14 protein-coding genes and 1 other RNA gene are annotated in these 16,614 nt (G+C 64.6%); 6 read left to right on the top strand and 9 right to left on the bottom strand.

Features of this window, described 5'->3' with window-relative positions; all coding sequences use genetic code 11:
* Window positions 1-10 precede the first annotated feature (10 nt).
* Window positions 11-442 (bottom strand): RrF2 family transcriptional regulator, encoded by a 432-nt coding sequence (locus ABIC17_RS17685; protein ID WP_354284075.1) that lies wholly within the window; start codon window positions 440-442, stop codon window positions 11-13.
* A gap of 69 nt (window positions 443-511) precedes the next feature.
* Between ABIC17_RS17685 and ssrA the strand changes: the two genes are divergently transcribed.
* Window positions 512-860, top strand: a transfer-messenger RNA (tmRNA) gene (gene ssrA, locus ABIC17_RS17680).
* A 124-nt stretch (window positions 861-984) separates the two neighbouring features.
* Here ssrA and ABIC17_RS17675 read toward each other — a convergent pair.
* Complete coding sequence (locus tag ABIC17_RS17675; protein ID WP_354284074.1) at window positions 985-2,379, bottom strand: UdgX family uracil-DNA binding protein; 1,395 nt, start codon at window positions 2,377-2,379, stop codon at window positions 985-987.
* 33 nt (window positions 2,380-2,412) lie between these two features.
* Window positions 2,413-3,660, bottom strand: a complete 1,248-nt coding sequence (locus tag ABIC17_RS17670) for a putative DNA modification/repair radical SAM protein (RefSeq protein ID WP_354284072.1) — start codon at window positions 3,658-3,660, stop codon at window positions 2,413-2,415.
* A gap of 82 nt (window positions 3,661-3,742) precedes the next feature.
* Here ABIC17_RS17670 and ABIC17_RS17665 point away from each other — a divergent pair, with 82 nt between their 5' ends.
* Together ABIC17_RS17665 and ABIC17_RS17660 are read left to right on the top strand one after the other, a co-directional pair.
* Window positions 3,743-5,005: a glycosyltransferase family protein gene (locus ABIC17_RS17665; RefSeq protein WP_354284070.1), complete on the top strand. Its 1,263-nt coding sequence runs from the start codon at window positions 3,743-3,745 to the stop codon at window positions 5,003-5,005.
* A 16-nt stretch (window positions 5,006-5,021) separates the two neighbouring features.
* Entirely contained in the window at window positions 5,022-5,321 is a 300-nt protein-coding gene (locus ABIC17_RS17660; protein ID WP_354284068.1) for a hypothetical protein, read from the top strand.
* Between the two features lie 67 nt (window positions 5,322-5,388).
* On the opposite strand, the gene pheT is transcribed toward ABIC17_RS17660, so the two are convergent.
* The 4 genes from pheT to rpmI all read right to left on the bottom strand — a co-directional run bounded on the left by pheT (window position 5,389) and on the right by rpmI (window position 9,759).
* Window positions 5,389-7,752: a phenylalanine--tRNA ligase subunit beta gene (gene pheT / locus ABIC17_RS17655; protein WP_354284066.1), complete on the bottom strand. Its 2,364-nt coding sequence runs from the start codon at window positions 7,750-7,752 to the stop codon at window positions 5,389-5,391.
* Window positions 7,749-8,834, bottom strand: coding sequence for a phenylalanine--tRNA ligase subunit alpha (gene pheS, locus ABIC17_RS17650; protein ID WP_354284064.1), 1,086 nt, complete (start codon window positions 8,832-8,834; stop codon window positions 7,749-7,751). Before pheS ends, pheT begins: the two co-directional genes overlap by 4 nt.
* A gap of 338 nt (window positions 8,835-9,172) precedes the next feature.
* A complete protein-coding gene (gene rplT, locus ABIC17_RS17645) occupies window positions 9,173-9,538 on the bottom strand; it encodes a 50S ribosomal protein L20 (protein ID WP_010161044.1) in 366 nt (121 codons plus the stop codon).
* 17 nt (window positions 9,539-9,555) lie between these two features.
* On the bottom strand, window positions 9,556-9,759 hold the full coding sequence (rpmI, locus tag ABIC17_RS17640) for a 50S ribosomal protein L35 (protein WP_131532218.1): 204 nt from the start codon (window positions 9,757-9,759) through the stop codon (window positions 9,556-9,558).
* Window positions 9,760-9,925: 166 nt separating this feature from the next.
* On the opposite strand from rpmI, the gene ABIC17_RS17635 reads away from it, so the two are divergent.
* On the top strand, window positions 9,926-12,061 hold the full coding sequence (locus ABIC17_RS17635) for an AsmA family protein (RefSeq protein WP_354284242.1): 2,136 nt from the start codon (window positions 9,926-9,928) through the stop codon (window positions 12,059-12,061).
* 23 nt (window positions 12,062-12,084) lie between these two features.
* Here ABIC17_RS17635 and hisN read toward each other — a convergent pair whose 3' ends face one another.
* Window positions 12,085-12,870 carry a histidinol-phosphatase gene (gene hisN / locus ABIC17_RS17630; protein WP_354284061.1) on the bottom strand — a complete coding sequence of 262 codons (786 nt, stop codon included), beginning with the start codon at window positions 12,868-12,870 and terminating at the stop codon, window positions 12,085-12,087.
* A 211-nt stretch (window positions 12,871-13,081) separates the two neighbouring features.
* On the opposite strand from hisN, the gene ABIC17_RS17625 reads away from it, so the two are divergent.
* Together ABIC17_RS17625 and ABIC17_RS17620 are read left to right on the top strand one after the other, a co-directional pair.
* Window positions 13,082-14,101, top strand: a complete 1,020-nt coding sequence (locus ABIC17_RS17625; protein WP_354284059.1) for a GGDEF domain-containing protein — start codon at window positions 13,082-13,084, stop codon at window positions 14,099-14,101.
* A gap of 380 nt (window positions 14,102-14,481) precedes the next feature.
* Window positions 14,482-15,942, top strand: coding sequence for a S41 family peptidase (locus tag ABIC17_RS17620; RefSeq protein WP_354284057.1), 1,461 nt, complete (start codon window positions 14,482-14,484; stop codon window positions 15,940-15,942).
* Between the two features lie 7 nt (window positions 15,943-15,949).
* Here the strand turns inward: ABIC17_RS17620 and ABIC17_RS17615 are convergent, their stop codons facing one another.
* Window positions 15,950-16,465 (bottom strand): YciE/YciF ferroxidase family protein, encoded by a 516-nt coding sequence (locus ABIC17_RS17615; RefSeq protein ID WP_354284055.1) that lies wholly within the window; start codon window positions 16,463-16,465, stop codon window positions 15,950-15,952.
* Window positions 16,466-16,614: the final 149 nt, after the last annotated feature.

Raw genomic sequence — 16,614 nt, 5'->3', positions numbered from 1 at the left:
CGGCGGCCCCTCAGGCGGCGACCAGGTCTTCCGATACCGAATCGGCAAGGCTGGTCCCGTCGAGGATCCGCGCAGTCTCGTCGCGAACGCGCATCATCGCATGGCGGATCGCGCAACTCGCCTCGTCCTTGCAATCCTTGCACGAACGATAGGCGGTCCGGCTGACGCACGGGACCAGCGCAAGGGGCCCCTCGATCACGCGGATGATTTCGCCCAGCGAGATCAGGTGGGTCGGACGCGCAAGGCAATAGCCGCCCATCTTGCCGCGAAAGCTGTGGAGGAACCCCGCCTCGCGCAAGTCCGCGAGAATGAGTTCGAGGAACTTGCGGGGAACGTTGGCCTCCAACGCAATCCGGTTCATCGGGATCGGGGGGCTGTCCTTGGGGGCTTCGGCAAGGAACATCATCGCGCGCAGCGCATAGCGGGAACGTTGGGTCAGCATGATACTATACCCCATGCACCGCTTTTGTGGCGAGTCAAAGGCGCTGTCCCATTTTATCCCGCAAATTGCAGGCTTCCCATTCCCGACCGAGCACCTATATCGGTTTTGCCGGGTTCGCCCGGCTATGGCGATAAAGTGCGGCGTGCAATAGATACAACGGACCCGGGGGCAGTACCCGGCGGCTCCACCACAACCGGCCACGGCTTTCAGCCAGACCGGTCATGACGGGGCCGAAGCAGGATCGACGTGTTTCGAAAAGCGCTGTTTTTTCCCGGGCTGAGTAACCTGTAAAAGGCTCAAAACCACAAGTGCAAACGATAACGAAGCACTCGCGATTGCAGCGTAACTCAAGGCCTAACGGTCTAGGTTACTAAGCTAAGCGCGGTTCGGGCCGCACCGGGCAACAGAAGCGGACACCGGCGGTACGGGGAGCACCGAGCAACAGAAGCTCCCCACCTTTCCCCATCTTTCGAAAGTCATCTTCGCGCCCAGCCGATGCCGGGCTGCAACGTGACCCGACTCCGATGTCCGTTGGGGAGACGTCAGGCGGCAAACCTCGCCACACCCGCCCCCGCCATCCGCAGATCCTCCACGAACCGACCGAACTCCACTTCCGCCGCCGCCGGATCAGGCAGGCGCAGAAGATAGCTCGGATGTACCGTGATCCAGCACGTGCTGCCATCGGCGAGCGCAATCGGGCGCCCCCGCTCCTTGCCGATCGTCACCACCCGCCCGAGCAAGCTCCGCGCCGCGGTCGCCCCCAGCGCGACCGTCACCTGCGGCTTGATCAGCATTCGCTCCTGCTCGACCCACCAGCGGCATGCATCGATCTCGCCCGCCCCCGGCTTGGAATGGATGCGCCGCTTGCCGCGCTGCTCGAATTTGAAGTGCTTGACCGCGTTGGTGACGTACGTCCGCGTCCGATCCACCCCCGCCGCCGCCAGCGCACGGTCGAACAGCTGCCCCGCTGGCCCCACGAACGGCCGCCCGGCAAGATCCTCCTGATCGCCCGGCTGCTCGCCCACGAACATCAACGGCGCGTCGACCGGCCCTTCGCCGAACACCGTCTGCGTTGCCGGACCATATAAGGGGCAACGCGTGCAGGCCGATGCCTCGTCGCGCAGTGCGTCCCACGCGATCGTGCTGTTGCCCCCGACTTCGTCCCGCGCGCGTGCGATCATTCCCGACTCCCGTGCCTGTGCCGATGCGATCAACCCCGGGACCAGCGCGGTCTCGGGCATGTTCTTCCAGTATTTCTTGGGCATTTCCTTGAGCATCGCGCCGATCTTGACCCGCGCAGGGTTGAAGATGGAGGCGTAATAGGTCTTCCACACGTCCTCGATCGGGTCGCCCGCGGGCGCATCGCTTTTGCCCGCGCCTGGCCCCTCGGCAAGCGTCTCGCCGTCCCAGTGGATCGACAGATCGGGCGTCAGGATCGACCAGTGCATGCTGGCGAAGCGATCGAGGAAAAAGCCCGCATTGTACCGAAGGATATGATGCTCGGGCTCGAACCACGCTACGAAGCGCGCCTGGCCATCGACCTCGACCTCGCGGAAGCGCAGGAACGCGCGCATCTTGTGGATGTCCTTGCGCACCTCGCGCGCAAACCCTTCGAGCTTGCGCACCAGCGGATCGGCCTTGTCCTCGACGGCGCCGGGCCGGTCGCGCAACCGCACCAGCAAAGTGTAGAGTAAGGCGAAGCGTTCGGAGTCCCTGTGCAGCACCGCCTTGCGCGCGAGATCCACGAAAGCGCGCGACACCGAGAAGGCGGGCGCATCGCTCTGCGGCACCGGCAGATCCTCGCCGAACAGGTCGACCGCCGCCTCCCCGACCTGCCACGTCACGTCCGCCGGTGCGACACCGCCGACCGCCAGCCCGCGCGCCGCCTCGCGCCAGCCGTCGAAATCATCGGGCTCGGCGAGCTTGACCCTGTGCATCGTCTCATTCTCTCCCGTTCGGTCGCATGACCGTCAGGCGAACAACTCCAGTTGCTTGACCTTGGGTGCAACCACGGGGCGCAATTCCGCCTTGTCGCTGAGCGCGACCGGACGCCAGTCCTCCGCGATCAGGAACGGACGCAGCTTGGTGATCGACACCGTCAGCCGCGCGACGTCCGCCAGATGCAGACGCCGCCAGCGCCGCGCCGCGAGGATCGAGGTAACCGCCTTCACCCCCAGCCCCGGGACGCGCAGCAGCCGTTCGCGCGGCGCACGGTTGACGTCTACCGGGAAGATCTCGCGATGCTTGAGCGCCCAGGCGAGCTTGGGGTCGATATCGAGCGGGAGCATGCCCGTCGTCTCGTCCGCCGCCGCCACGACTTCCTTCGACGTATAGCCGTAGAAGCGCATCAGCCAGTCCGACTGGTACAGCCGATGCTCGCGCATCAGCGGCGGGCGCTGGAGCGGGAGCACGGTGCTTGCGTCCGGGATCGGGCTGAACGCCGAATAATAGACGCGGCGCAGATCGAAGCTGTCGTAGAGCGTCGAGGCGCGCAGCACGATGTCGCCATCGGTCGCCGCATCCGCGCCGACGATCATCTGCGTCGATTGCCCCGCAGGGGCGAAGCGCGGTGCGGACTTGAACTTCTTGCGCGCATCGGCCGCGTCGATGATCGAGGACTTCGTCTCGGCCATCGCATCTTCAATCCGCACCGCCGATTTTTCGGGGGCGAGCCGCTTCAAACCGGAGACGGTCGGCAGCTCGACGTTGATCGACAGGCGATCGGCATGGAGCCCCGCCTGTTCGACCAGCGCAGGGTCGGCATCGGGGATCGTCTTCAGATGGATATAGCCGCGGAAATCATGATCCTCGCGCAAGCTGCGCGCGACCTCGACCATCTGCTCCATCGTATAGTTGGACGATCCGATGATCCCCGAGGAGAGGAACAGCCCCTCGATATAATTGCGTTTGTAGAAGGACAAGGTGAGGTGGACGACCTCCTGCGCGGTGAAGCGCGCGCGGCGGACGTTCGAGCTTTTGCGGTTGATGCAATAGTGGCAGTCGAAGATGCAGCTGTTGGTCAGCAGGATCTTGAGCAGCGAAATGCACCGGCCATCGGGCGCATAAGCGTGACAAATGCCCATCCCGCCATCGGTCGACCCGACACCCTTGCTGTCGCGCGAACTGCGTTTCACCGACCCCGACGACGCACAGGAAGCATCATATTTCGCGGCATCCGCGAGGATCGCCAATTTGCTCTGAACATCCAGTTGCGCCATGCTGTTCCTTATACGTTCTTTTCGCACACTGTCGACGAAATAGCTGCGCCGGGATAAGACGTTGCGGGATTTGGGGGCGCTTATGACCGAACGGTGGACGCAGCGGATCGATCCGCGCTGGGTGCTTGCGCTCACCTGCCTGCTGGGCTGGGCGTTCAAAGGGCATTGCGGCGCGGCGTGGGGCGGATCGATCCAATATGTCACCGGCTGCTACAGCGACGCGGTGCCGTTCTGGGGTTTGCGCGGCGTGTCCGCGGGGCAAGTCCCGTACCTCGAGGCGCGGATGGAATATCCGGTTCTGACGGGGCTGCTGATCTGGATCGAAGGGTTCGTCACCCGAACTGTCTTCGGCGCAAGCGCGACCGCCGCGCATTTCCTGTTCGTGGTGGCGGCGGTCAATGCCGCGCTTGCCTTCCTGGTGCTGCGGATGCTCCGGCGCGCGGGGGTCGATCGTGCGCGGCAATACGCTTGGGCGGCGGCACCCCCGCTAGTGCTGTATCTCGGGCACAATTGGGACATGCTGGCGGTGACCTTCGCCGTGGCGGCGCTGCTGTCCGCGCGATCCGGGGATACGCCGCGCGCGGCATCGCTTGCCGCACTGGGAAGTGCGGCGAAGCTGTTCCCGGTCCTAATGCTTCCGCTGCTCGGGCTGGGTGCCTTGTTCTCGCGCGGCGGCGGCAGCGTGGCGCGACGGGTCGCGATGTCGAGCGTGCTGGTCGTGGTTGCGGTCGGGAGCTGGGCGTTGGTCAACCTGCCGGTCGCGGCGATGGCGTTCACCAACTGGTCCGAATTCTACGCTTTCTCGTCCGAGCGAGCAGGCACGGCCGGATCGGTCTGGGAAATCCTGGCGCAATCGGGCTGGTGGGCGACGACGATCCCCGAACGCAACCTGTGGTCCGCGGCGCTGTTCATCGGTGGCGCGGCGCTGATCGTCGCCGCAGGGTGGAGGCGGCACGGCGCTCGCCCCTGGATTCTGTTCGCCCCGGTGCTCGCGTGGTTCCTGCTGACCAACAAGGTCTATTCGCCGCAATTCGACCTGTGGCTTTATCCGGTGCTGCTGCTGACGAGCTATCGCTTGTGGCCGGTCGCATGGTTCGCGGTGGCGGATGTCGCGGCCTATTTCGCAGAATTCTGGTATTTTGCCGGGCTCGACGGCCAGCGTCCTGCAGCAACGTTGTCCGATATAGCGCTGGCGGCGGGGTTCCGCGCGGGCGCAATGCTCTGGATTATTGGCGCGGCATTGATCCGCCCGGCACCGCATTGGATCGAAACAGCTCCGTCATCGACCGACGACGTTCATTCTATTGCAACGTTACCGAACCTACGCCGTTACGGTCGACAATAAATTCAAGGGTATTCAGATGCGTAAACTCCTGCTCTCGCTCGCCGCCGCGTCGCTCGTCGTTCCGGTCAGCATGGCCATGCCGACCACCAAGGCTGAAGCCAAAAAGCGCTATTACGCCAAGTCGCGCCGCCACGTCCGCACCTGCCGCCATTCGAGCGGAACCACCGGCCTCGTCGCGGGCGGCGTCGGCGGTGCATTGCTCGGGAATAAGGTGCTCGGTGGTGGTGCGCTCGGCACGATCGCTGGCGGCGTCGGTGGCGCATTCGCGGGTCGCGCGGTCGATCGCACGCTCACCGCGAAGAACCGTTGCCGCTAAGCATCGGATCGCCTTGATCTGAGGGAAAGGCCGATCGATCGCGACGCGATCGGTCGGCCTTTTCTATTTACCCGCGCAAGCTCGCGCCGAGCTTCGCCGCCGCCGCGACGACCTTGTCCGCGACTGCCTTCAGCTCCGCCTCGGTGAAGCTCTTGTCGCCCGGCTGGAGCGTGACCTCGACCGCGATGCTCTTGTGCCCCGGCTCGACGCCGGTCCCAGTGAAGACGTCGAACACGCGCGCCCCGACGATCGCCGCCTTGTCCGCCCCGCGCGCCGCGCGCACCAGCGCCTCGCCCGAGACGCTGTCGGGCACGAGGAACGCAAAGTCGCGCCGTACCGCCTGCAACGCCGGCGGCGCATAGGCCGCACGCGCGAAGCTCGACGCGCGCTTGGCGGGGATCGCATCGAGATACAGCTCGACCGCCGCGACCGGGCCATCCACGTCGAACGCGCGCGTCGTCAGCGGGTGGACCATGCCGAACGCCGCGAGCACCGTCTTCGGCCCGAGCCGCAGCGTCCCCGACTGGCCGGGATGCCAGGCATCGCCCGCCTCGCCCATCACTTGCAGATTGTCGACCGGTGCGCCTGCCGCCGCGAGCAGCGCGAGCGCTTCGACCTTGGCGTCATAAGCGGTGAACTGAGTCGCCTTGCCGTCCTGCCAACCGCGCGCACGCGCCTCGCCCGCAAGCACCACGCCCAGCGTCGGCCGTTCGCCATCGGCGAGATAGCGTCGCCCGAGCTCGAACAGCCGGACGCCACCGGCGCCGCGCTTCATGTTGCGCTCCGCCGCAGCGAGCAGGCCGGGGAGAAGCGACGGGCGCATCACCTTGAGCTCCTCGCTGATCGGGTTGGCGAGCGTCCAGGACGCACCGCCGATCGCGGTCGCCTGCGCGTCCGACAGGAAGCTCCAGGTGATCGTCTCGTTGAGACCGCGCGCAGCCGCAGCCCGGCGGACACGACTCTCGATCTTCTGCGCAGGCGTCGCGGTCGGCTTCGCCACCCCCGCAGCGCGCGGCAGCGGGGTCGCCGGGACCGAATCGATCCCCACGATGCGGATCACTTCCTCGACCAGATCGGCCGGGCCATCCACGTCACGCCGCGCGGGCGGCGGCAGGACGGTCCAGTCGTCCTCGACCGTGAAGCCGAGCGCGGTCAGGATCTCGCGCTGGCGCTCTGGCGCAACCGCAAGACCACCGAGCGTTTCGGCGCGGGCGGGGTCATAGGCGATGCGCTTGCGCGTCGTCGGCGGCGTGCCAGAATACGTCGGCTCGCTTGCGCTGCCGCCGCACAGGTCGAGCACCAGCCGCGTCGCGATCGCGAGGCCGTCTTCGAGGAACGCCGGGTCGACGCCGCGCTCGAACCGCGAGCGCGCATCCGAGGTCAGCATCAGTGCCTGGCCGGTGCGTGCGATCGAATCCGGGTCGAAATAGGCACATTCGATCACGACGTCGGTCGTCTCGGGCGTGACGCCCGAATCCTCGCCGCCCATGATCCCGCCGATGTCGTGGACATGCGCGTCGTCCGCGATCACCGTCATCGTCTGGCCAAGCGTATAGGTCTTGCCGTTGAGCGCGAGGACCTGCTCGCCCGCGGTCGCCTTGCGCGCAACGAGCCCGCCCGACAGCTTGGCGCGGTCATAGACGTGCAAGGGACGCCCGAGATCGAACATCACGTAATTGGTAATGTCGACCAGCGTCGAGATCGACCGCTGGCCGATCGCGGTCAGGCGGCGGCGCATCCATTCGGGCGCGGTGCCATTGACGAGGCCGGTGACGCCCTGCGCGTAGAAAGCGGGGCAGCCGTCCGTATCATCGGTCCGCACTTCGGGGCCTGCGCCCGCGCCCGCGACCGGCGCATAGGCGAGCGGCTTGGCGGTGCCGAGCCCGGCTGCGACCAGATCGAGCGCGATCCCGCGTACGCCCATGCAGTCTGGGCGGTTGGGGAGGACGTTGACCTCGATCACCGGGTCGTTGAGCCCGGCGTAATCGGGATAGGCCATGCCGATCGGCGCATCGGCAGGAAGCTCGATGATCCCGTCATGCTCCTCGCCAAGCTCGAGTTCGCGCGTCGAACACATCATGCCGTTCGATTCGACCCCGCGGATCGCCGCAACCTTGAGCACCATACCGTTCGACGGCACCGTCGCGCCGGGCGCACCGAACACGCCGACCAGGCCAGCGCGCGCATTGGGCGCACCGCAGACGACCTGAAGCGGGCCATCGCCAGCATCGACCGAAAGGACCTGGAGTTTGTCCGCCTGCGGATGCGGCGCAGCGTTCAGCACCTTGGCAACGCGGAACGCGGCCAGCGTCGCGCCCGGGTTCTCGACGCCTTCGACCTCGAGGCCGATCCGCGTCAGCGTCTCGACGATCGTGTCGAGCGAGGCGTCGGTGTCGATATGCTGCTTGAGCCAGTCGAGCGTAACCTTCATGCGCCGACTCCCTGGCTCAGCGTGGGCACGTCGAGTGCCGAGAAACCGTAATGCTTGATCCAGCGCGCATCGCCTTCGAAGAACGGGCGCAGATCATCCATGCCGTATTTGAGCATCGCGAGCCGATCGACCCCGACCCCGAAGGCGAAGCCCTGCCACTCGTTGGGATCGAGCCCGCAGGCGGCGATCACCTTGGGGTGCACCATCCCGCTGCCGAGCAATTCCATCCAACCTTCCGACCCGCCGAGCACGCGGCGGCCCTTTTCCATCGTCCAGCCGACATCAACCTCGGCCGAGGGTTCGGTGAACGGGAAGTAGCTCGGGCGCAGGCGGAGCACGATGTCGTCGCGCTCGAAGAACGCCTTGAGGAAGGTCTCGAGCGTCCATTTGAGATGACCGAGCGTGATGCCCTTGTCGATCACCAGCCCCTCGATCTGGTGGAACATCGGCGTGTGCGTCGCGTCCCAGTCCGAGCGATAGACGCGGCCCGGCGCGATGATGCGGATCGGCGGCTCCTGCCCCATCATCGTACGGATCTGCACCGGGGAAGTGTGTGTGCGCAGCACCTTGGCCTCTTCGCCCTCGCTCGCCTTCAGGTAGAAGGTGTCGTGCATTGCACGCGCAGGATGGCTCTCGGGCATGTTGAGCGCGGTGAAATTATGCCACTGGTCCTCGATCTCGGGCCCGGTCGCGACCGCGAAGCCTAGATCGGCGAAGATCTCCGCCATCTCGTCGAGCACCTGGCTGACCGGATGGACCGACCCTTGCGGCGCCGCGTCGGCGGGGAGCGTCATGTCGATCGTCTCGCGCGCCAGCCGCGCATCGAGCTCGGCGCGGTCGAGTGCTGCCTTGCGTGCGGCGATCGCAGTGGTCACCGCCTCGCGCACACCCTGAATGCGCGGGCCCTGCTCGAGCCGCTCGTCGGGCGACATCTTGCCGAGCGTCTTGAGCAGCGCGGTGATGCTCCCCTGCTTGCCGAGCAGCGCGACGCGGAGCGATTCCAGCGCGACCGCGTCGGCTTCGCCGATCGACGGCAACAGCGATTCTATCTCGGCAAGGTCAGCCACACATATCTCCGTCATTCCCGCAAAGGCGGGAAGCCATTATGGGTGACGCCGTAGCGGGAGGGGAAGCCCTTGATCAACCCTGCGCGGTGCTGATGCAGCCGGCCAGGGAGGGTCGAGGTAACACCGACGCACAGCTGTCCTTCAAAACCGTACGTCATCCTGAACTGGTTTCAGGATCCAGCCCTCCGCGAGTTCGGACTAAGCCTGTTGCGCGGTGGATGCTGAAACAAGTTCAGCATGACGGCAGCGCTCGGAGCACGGGATGACCGCCCTTCGGAAACGCCCCCAAAACAGAAAAAGGGCGCCGGTGTTGCCACCGACGCCCCAAATCTTCGTCTCGCGACAGGTCGCCGTCAGGCGGCCTGGGGCAGAGCCGCCTTAGCTTGCGCGATGATGGCGCTGAATGCGGCACCCTCGTGCATCGCGAGATCCGCGAGGACCTTGCGATCGAGTTCGACGCCAGCGAGCTTCAGGCCATGCATGAAGACGCCGTAGGTCAGACCCTCGACGCGGACCGCTGCGTTGATACGCTGGATCCACAGGGCGCGGAAGTTGCGCTTCTTAACCTTGCGGTCGCGATACGCATACTGGCCGGCCTTCTCGACGGCCTGACGGGCGATACGGATCGTGTTCTTGCGACGGCCATAATAGCCCTTCGCCAGATTGAGGATCCGCTTGTGCTTTGCGTGGGTGGTTACACCCCGTTTTACGCGTGCCATTCTCTAATTCCTTCCGCTCAGCCGAGACCGTAAGGCGCCCACGCCTTAACAGCAGCCGTGTCGGCCTTGGACAGCACCTTGGTGCGACGGTTCTGGCGGATGTACTTTGCGTTGTGGCTCATCAACCGGTGGCGCTTGCCAGCAACGCCGTGCTTCAGCAGGCCGCTCGCGGTGAGCTTGAAGCGCTTTTTAACGCCGCTCTTCGTCTTGAGTTTGGGCATTTTCGTCCTTTCAGTTTTGCGACGATCTATGAACGGCCACGGCAGCCCATACCGGCCGGGCAGTTCCTCTTACTCGCAGGAAAGCGGGCGCATACCCGCCCCCTTGCGAAAACGCAACTGCAGATGCGCAGAGGAACGATTACGGCTGGCGAACGGTTTGACCGCAATGGACGCCGCACCCTCCCCGCCCGCTGCCGCGCCCCCCGCGCCCCATTCGCCAGTCGCCCGACGGCGGAACTGGGGAAAGATTGCCCGCAACACGCTGGTCGGCCTGGTCGTCGCTGTGTTCCTCGTATGGCTGGTGCTGTATATCACCAAGGGGCGTTTCCTGCGCGGACCGTTCGAGCGGACCGTGTCGTCGGCGACGCATCGGCAGGTCAAGGTGCCTGGCGACTTTCAACTGTATTTCGATCCGATCACGATCCATTTCCGTGCCGATGGAATGACGATCTCCAATCCGACCTATGCGTCACGGCCCAATCTGTTCGAAGCCAAGCGGATCGATGCACGAATCGCGCCGCTATCGATGCTGTTCGGGAAACGCCGTTTCTATACGCTCGATCTGACCGATGGCGCGGTCGACCTCGAATGGAATCGCGATCACAGCCACAACAGCTGGACGTTCAGCGACAAGAAGGGCGGCAAGCCGCTCGACTTCCCCCGGATCGACATCGCAACGGTGGCAGGAACCACGTTGCGCTATCTCGATCCCCGGATGCGCCTGCGCACCGATATTGCATTCCAGACGATCACCTCGACCGACGCGAAGATCGGCAAGTCGGTGCGGTTCAAGGGCGACGGCAAGGTCCGCGACACGCCATTCACACTGACGGGCAAGTTGTTGTCGCCAGACGCGACGGTCGCACGCGGCAAGAACAAGCTCGAACTCGCTGCAGATGCGGCGCACAACCACATTACCGTTGCGGGCACGCTCCCGAGCATTGCGGATATCGAGAATGTCCCGCTCGCGGTCACCTCACGCGGGCGCAATCTTGCCGAACTGCTCGACATCATTGGCGTCGCGATCCCGCGCACCCGGACCTATGCGGTCAAGGCGACCTTGACCAAGGACGACACCACCTATGCCTTCACGCGCCTGACCGGGCGATTCGGCGACAGCGACATCGAAGGCAAGTTCACCGTCCGCAACATCGAGCCGCGGCTCCACATCGGTGCCGTGCTGACCACGCGCAAGCTCGACATCATCGATGCTGCACCATTCATCGGCTACAACCCCGACATCGTCGCCACCAAGGGCGCGGTCGCTGCAGCGGCGAGCAGCGGCGCGGCACCTGCGCGGCTGCTCCCGGATGCGGAGATCCCGGTCGAGACGCTCAAGAACTTCAACGCTGACCTGCGCTACAAGGTTGGCGTCGTGCGCTCGAAGAACGTCCCCGTCTCGAACATCGACCTGACGCTGTCGCTCAAGGACAGCCTGCTTAAACTGTCACCCCTGACCTTCGTGATGGCGCGCGGCGATGTCGCGTCGGACATTACGATCGACGCCCGCCGTCGCCCGGCGCACGACACTTATGACATTCGGCTCGCGCCGACCCCGATGGCGCGCCTGCTGGCGGGCTATGGTGTCGCGGAGGCGGGAACGAGTGGCGTGATCAAGGGGCGGATCCTGCTCGAAGGCGACGGCGACTCGCTTCACGACTCGCTGGCAACGTCGCATGGGCGAATCGCGTTCGTCATGCCGGGCGGTTCCTTCTGGACCCGCAACGTGCAGCTGTCCGAACTCGACGTCGGCACGTTCGTCCAGAAGCTGTTCCAAGGAAAGCTCAAGGAACCGGTCAAGATCAATTGCGGGTTGATCGGCTTCACCGTGCGCGGCGGCGTGGCAGCAGCGGACCCAATCCTGATCGATACCGAAAAGAACATCATCGTCGGTCGCGGCGGGTTCAGCTTCAAATCGGAACAGCTCGATCTGGCCATCCGCGCGGACGGCAAGCGGTTCAGCTTCCTGTCGGCACAATCCCCGATCGGCCTGAACGGCAGCTTTGCCAAGCCAGGCTATAGCGTGGTCAGTCCGCAACTCGTCGGCCGTGCCGGTGCTGCGTTGGGGTTGAGCGTCATCGGTACACCGGTCGCCGGGCTACTCGCGTTCGTCGACATCGGCGATGCAAAGGCGGCGCAATGCGGCCCCGTGCTGGCCGCCGCCCCGGCCACCGCACAGCGCACGGTCAAGGGCGAACAGCGCGACGACGTCGGGCATGGCACCACCGCCAAGGCCGAGAACGGCAAGAAGACCGCCGGAGAGCGGTCGGGGCAGCGCAAGAAATTCCTTGGGATCTTCTAAACGCGACTAGGCGGCGGGTACGCTCAATGCCCGCCGCGACAGGCCAGCGCGTCGAGAATTTCCTCGACCCGTGCAGGATCGCCCACCGCAACCACTTCACCGACGCTGTCGGCGGTCAGCGGATCACCCGCCCAGTCGCACATCTGCCCGCCCGCGCCCTCTACGATCGGCACCAGCGCCGCAAAATCGTGCAATTTCAGTTCTGCCTCGACCACCACGTCGAGCCACCCGCTCGCGACACAGCCGTAGTTGTAGCAATCACCCCCGAGCACCGTACTGCGTACCTTGGCATCGAGGTGCTCGAACGCATGGAGTTGGTCGTCCTGGAACAGCGCGGGTGACGTCGTGGCGAGCAATGCCTCGCCGAGATCCTTGCAGCGCCGAGTCGTCGCGGGCTTGCCGTTGAACAGTGTGGGCTTGCCGGTTGTCCCGACCCAGCGTTCGCCGATGATCGGCTGATCGATCACCCCCAGCATCGGCCACCCGTCGACCACCAACGCGATCAACGTCCCGAAGATCGGCCGGCCCGAAATGAATGCCCGCGTCCCGTCGATCGGATCCAGCACCCAGGCGCGGCCCGACGTCCCCTCGCGCACGCCATATTCCTCGCCGATAATCGCATCATCGGGGAAGGCCTTTTCGATCAGCGACCGCATCGCAGCCTCCGCCGCCCGGTCGGCGAGCGTCACGGGCGACGCATCGCCCTTCATCTCAAGTCCTTGTTCTGTCCGCCAATACGGACGGATGGCGGCCCCTGCGGCGTCGGCGAGCGCGGCGGCGAGGGCGAGATCGGATTCGGTAATGCGCATCATGCCTGCCTAATCGGGCTGGCCCGAAACCGCCAGTCCGCGCACATCGCAAACGACCGAGAGGATCGTGCGGACAAAGCATGCCGACCCGCGATCTGGCGAAACATCGTTTCGTTGCGGTCACGCTAAATTAGCAGTTTTGGAATAAGCCCTCGCTTTGGGGAAGCAGTCGTGGCTGAACGACGCTGGGTGGCAAGGACGCATGGGAACGATGGCCACGGCAAGGGACGTACGACTGGAAACGGTCGAGTACCGCGCCGATCAGGTGTTCGGTCAGATTGGTCGATTCCTCGCGCAGCACCATCTCAGCCCCGATCCGCTCCATTACGCCTTCGCCCATCGCGTCATCAGCCATCCCGACGGGGTGCTAGCAAAGTCGGTCGCGGCGCTGACCGAAGGCGGCATCCGTCTGACCGCCCGCGACATCGAGAAGCTCGGCGGCCAGGTGGCGGCCAAACCGGTGTCGGGAGGCCCGCCCACCGCCGACCCCGTCGAAGGACTTGTTGCGCAGACGCAGATGCAGGTCGAGGGCTTCACCGACATGATGCACGCGATTCGTGAGGAAACGCAGGGTTTCGGACGGGATCTCGCAGCGAGCGCGAATGCGATGCGCACGACCGACAACAATGGCGACATCGTGCGATTGACCGAGGTGATGCTGGATCGGGTGCAATCCGCAGAGGCGCGTCTGGCCGCCGCGACGCACGAAGCCGAGGAGTTGCGCCTGAAGCTGGAAGAGGCGCGCAGCAACGCGCGCAGCGACCCGCTCACCAACCTGCCCAACCGCCGCGCTTTCGAGGAAAACTTCGGCCAGCATGTCGCCGAGGGAAAGAGCGTCTGTCTCGCGGTATGCGACGTGGATCGGTTCAAGCGCGTCAACGATCGATTTGGCCATTCGGTCGGCGACCGTGTTCTCAAGGCGATCGCCGAGACGCTGCTCAAGAACTGCGCCGACCATATGGTCGCACGCTATGGGGGTGAGGAATTCACCGTCCTGTTCGTCGGGGTTTCGCTCGACGAAGCGTATGCCACGCTCGAACGCGCCCGCGCGACGGTTGCGCAAAAACGCTACCGCCTGCGCGAATCCGACGAGCCGCTGGGTGCGGTCACCTTCTCTGCGGGCGTGACCCAGGCGCGACCCTATGAAGGTCTGGGCGCGGTGTTCGGGCGCGCGGACAAGCTGCTGTACGCCGCCAAGGACGGCGGGCGGAACCAGATCCACCGCAATTAGGAATTTACGCCGATCCTTGGCGCACGGCACCGCAAGGAATTGCGTAGTGAGACACACTCGCGATGTATATCGTTCTATTACAGTGCCTTATAAAACTGGCACGCTCCCTGCAGAGTATCACACGTCGGCGATCGGATGGTCCGAAACGCCAACACACAGGGAGATACTATCATGACCACCCGTTTCGAAGCTGTTCAGCGCGTCGCTTTCTCGCTCGTTGCCGCCTTGGTGCTGACCACCGTGCTGGCATCGACCGCCGTCTCGTTCGTCCCGGTCGCATGACCGGGCGGACGTGTTCGACCCATCGCGGTCTTATCTCGTCATAAAGACTGACAGGCGCTCGGATCCGCGTTAGCCTTCCCCCCAAAAGGGGTGACTAAATGGTTCGGGCAAGTACATACGTCACCTTCATCACGATCGCAGCACTGCTGTCCGCCTGCGGTGGCGGCGGCGACAGCGGATCAACCGGTGTGGTTCCAGTAGCCGCGACACCGACCCCGACGGCGTTACCCACCCCCGCCGCAGCGAGTTGCTCGCTGCGCGACCGGCAGGACTGGGCGGCCAGCCAGTTGCGCGAATGGTATCTGTTTCCGGAAACCCTGCCCGCGACGATCAGCCCCGCAGCCTATACGACGGTATCTGATTACATTGACGCGCTGACCGCCACCGCGCGTGCGCAGCGCAAGGATAGATACTTTACCTATCTGACGTCGATCGCCTCCGAGGACTCTTATTACGCATCGGGCGCGAGCGCCGGTTACGGGTTTCGTCTGTCTTATGAAGCCGATACCCGACGGATTTACGTTGCAGAAAGCTTCGAGGGCACGGCGGCGACCAATGCCGGGATCGACCGCGGCGCGGAAATCGTGGCGATCGGGACGAACAGCGCCGACTTGCGCACGGTCAGCTCGATCATTGCGACGCAGGGCACCGATGGCATCACCGATGCACTCGGGCCCGATACGGTCGGCACTACGCGTGCCTTCCGGATCACCGACGCAAGCGGCACGCGCACCGTCTCGGTCAGCAAGACCGATTACGCGTTGACCCCGGTGTCGAGCCGATATGGTGCGCAAATCCTGACCGATGCGGGCGAGCCCGTCGGCTATATCAACTTGCGCAGTTTCATCTCGACCGCGGACCCTGCGCTGCGCAGCGCGTTCGAACGATTCAAGGCGGCGGGGGTAAGGCGCATGATCGTCGATGTCCGCTACAATGGCGGTGGCTTGGTATCGATCGCGGAGTTGTTCGCCAACCTTCTGGGTGGCGCTCGATCGACGAGCGACGTGATCGACTATACGACGTTCCGGCCCGAGAAATCGGCGAACAACGTCACCGCCTTCTTCGCGCCCCAACCGCAATCGATCGCGCCGACCAAAATCGCGTTTATCGGGACGGCGGGCACTGCGTCTGCGAGTGAACTCGTGATCGCGCAGGCGATCCCCTATTATCATGCCAACGCCGCGCTGATCGGCACCAACACCTATGGCAAACCCGTGGGGCAGATCGCGCTGGATCGTGCACAATGCGACGACCGGCTGCGCGTTATCGCGTTTTCGCTGCAGAATTCTGCGCGGCAGGGCGCTTATTACGACGGGCTTGGCAGCATTATGGAGGCCAGTTGCCGCGCGGGGGATGACCTGACGCATCAAATGGGTGACCCGCAGGAAGCATCTACTCGCGCTGCACTGGATTATCTCGCCGGACGAAGCTGCACGCCGATCACGGGAACGGCGGGCTCGCAGGGAACCTTGTCGCTGCGAACGCCCGCCAAAATACTCGAACTGCTGACGCCCCAACGCCCCGACACCACCCAACGCGAGGTGCCGGGGTCGTTCTAGCGCCGGATCAGGCCGTTGCGGCCTCTGCCTTGGCGTTGGTCTTGCTGGTTGCCATCGCGGTCAGCTTGTCATCGGTGGCATATTCTTCGTCGAGCGTTTCCTGCAGGATCGCAGCGATCTGATCGCGCCCAAGCTGCTTGGACCAAGCGATCAGCGTGCCGTAGCGCGTGATCTCATAATGCTCGACCGCCTGCGCCGACGCGATCAGGGCCGCGTCCAGAACGGCCTTGTCGGCGATTTCGCTGGCGACTTCGTTGGCTTCCTTGATGATGCCTTCGATCGCAGGGCAGGTCGCGCCCTTTGCCCTCTCGCCGAGCAGATCGAACACCTGCTCGAGCCGGCGGATCTGGCCTTCGGTTTCGAGCAGATGCGTCTGAAAGCCGGACTTGAGGCTGCTGTCGGTCGCCTTGTCGATCATCTTGGGCAGTGCCTTGGTGATCTGGTTCTCCGCGTAATAGACGTCCTGCAGCTGATGCAGGAACAGGTCTTCGAAGGTTACGATATCCTTGGTGAACAAGCCCATGTCGTCGATCCTCGAATACAGATTGTGGGGAGGGGGTAGCCGGACGCGAGGGGTGGCACGTCCGGCTTGGGGTCTAAACGGACCGCATCGGTGGTGGTTGCGTCGAGCACGCGAAATATCGTTAACTTCCGTCAACCAGACGGCGAACT

It is taken from the genome of Sphingomonas sp. PvP056 (assembly GCF_040549155.1).
GTDB lineage: Bacteria > Pseudomonadota > Alphaproteobacteria > Sphingomonadales > Sphingomonadaceae > Sphingomonas.
The sequence above is the reverse complement of the archived record's forward strand: the minus strand, read 5'-3'. Positions and strand labels throughout refer to the sequence as shown.

Coding starts and splice junctions, on each gene's coding strand:
- rplT (WP_010161044.1), bottom strand. CDS start 9,538: ATGGCACGCGTAAAACGGGGTGTAACCACCCACGCAAAGCACAAGCGG.
- ABIC17_RS17625 (WP_354284059.1), top strand. CDS start 13,082: ATGGCCACGGCAAGGGACGTACGACTGGAAACGGTCGAGTACCGCGCC.
- ABIC17_RS17620 (WP_354284057.1), top strand. CDS start 14,482: ATGGTTCGGGCAAGTACATACGTCACCTTCATCACGATCGCAGCACTG.
- ABIC17_RS17615 (WP_354284055.1), bottom strand. CDS start 16,465: ATGGGCTTGTTCACCAAGGATATCGTAACCTTCGAAGACCTGTTCCTG.
- ABIC17_RS17665 (WP_354284070.1), top strand. CDS start 3,743: ATGACCGAACGGTGGACGCAGCGGATCGATCCGCGCTGGGTGCTTGCG.
- pheT (WP_354284066.1), bottom strand. CDS start 7,752: ATGAAGGTTACGCTCGACTGGCTCAAGCAGCATATCGACACCGACGCC.
- ABIC17_RS17660 (WP_354284068.1), top strand. CDS start 5,022: ATGCGTAAACTCCTGCTCTCGCTCGCCGCCGCGTCGCTCGTCGTTCCG.
- ABIC17_RS17675 (WP_354284074.1), bottom strand. CDS start 2,379: ATGCACAGGGTCAAGCTCGCCGAGCCCGATGATTTCGACGGCTGGCGC.
- ABIC17_RS17670 (WP_354284072.1), bottom strand. CDS start 3,660: ATGGCGCAACTGGATGTTCAGAGCAAATTGGCGATCCTCGCGGATGCC.
- pheS (WP_354284064.1), bottom strand. CDS start 8,834: ATGACGGAGATATGTGTGGCTGACCTTGCCGAGATAGAATCGCTGTTG.
- rpmI (WP_131532218.1), bottom strand. CDS start 9,759: ATGCCCAAACTCAAGACGAAGAGCGGCGTTAAAAAGCGCTTCAAGCTC.
- ABIC17_RS17635 (WP_354284242.1), top strand. CDS start 9,926: ATGGACGCCGCACCCTCCCCGCCCGCTGCCGCGCCCCCCGCGCCCCAT.
- ABIC17_RS17685 (WP_354284075.1), bottom strand. CDS start 442: ATGCTGACCCAACGTTCCCGCTATGCGCTGCGCGCGATGATGTTCCTT.
- hisN (WP_354284061.1), bottom strand. CDS start 12,870: ATGCGCATTACCGAATCCGATCTCGCCCTCGCCGCCGCGCTCGCCGAC.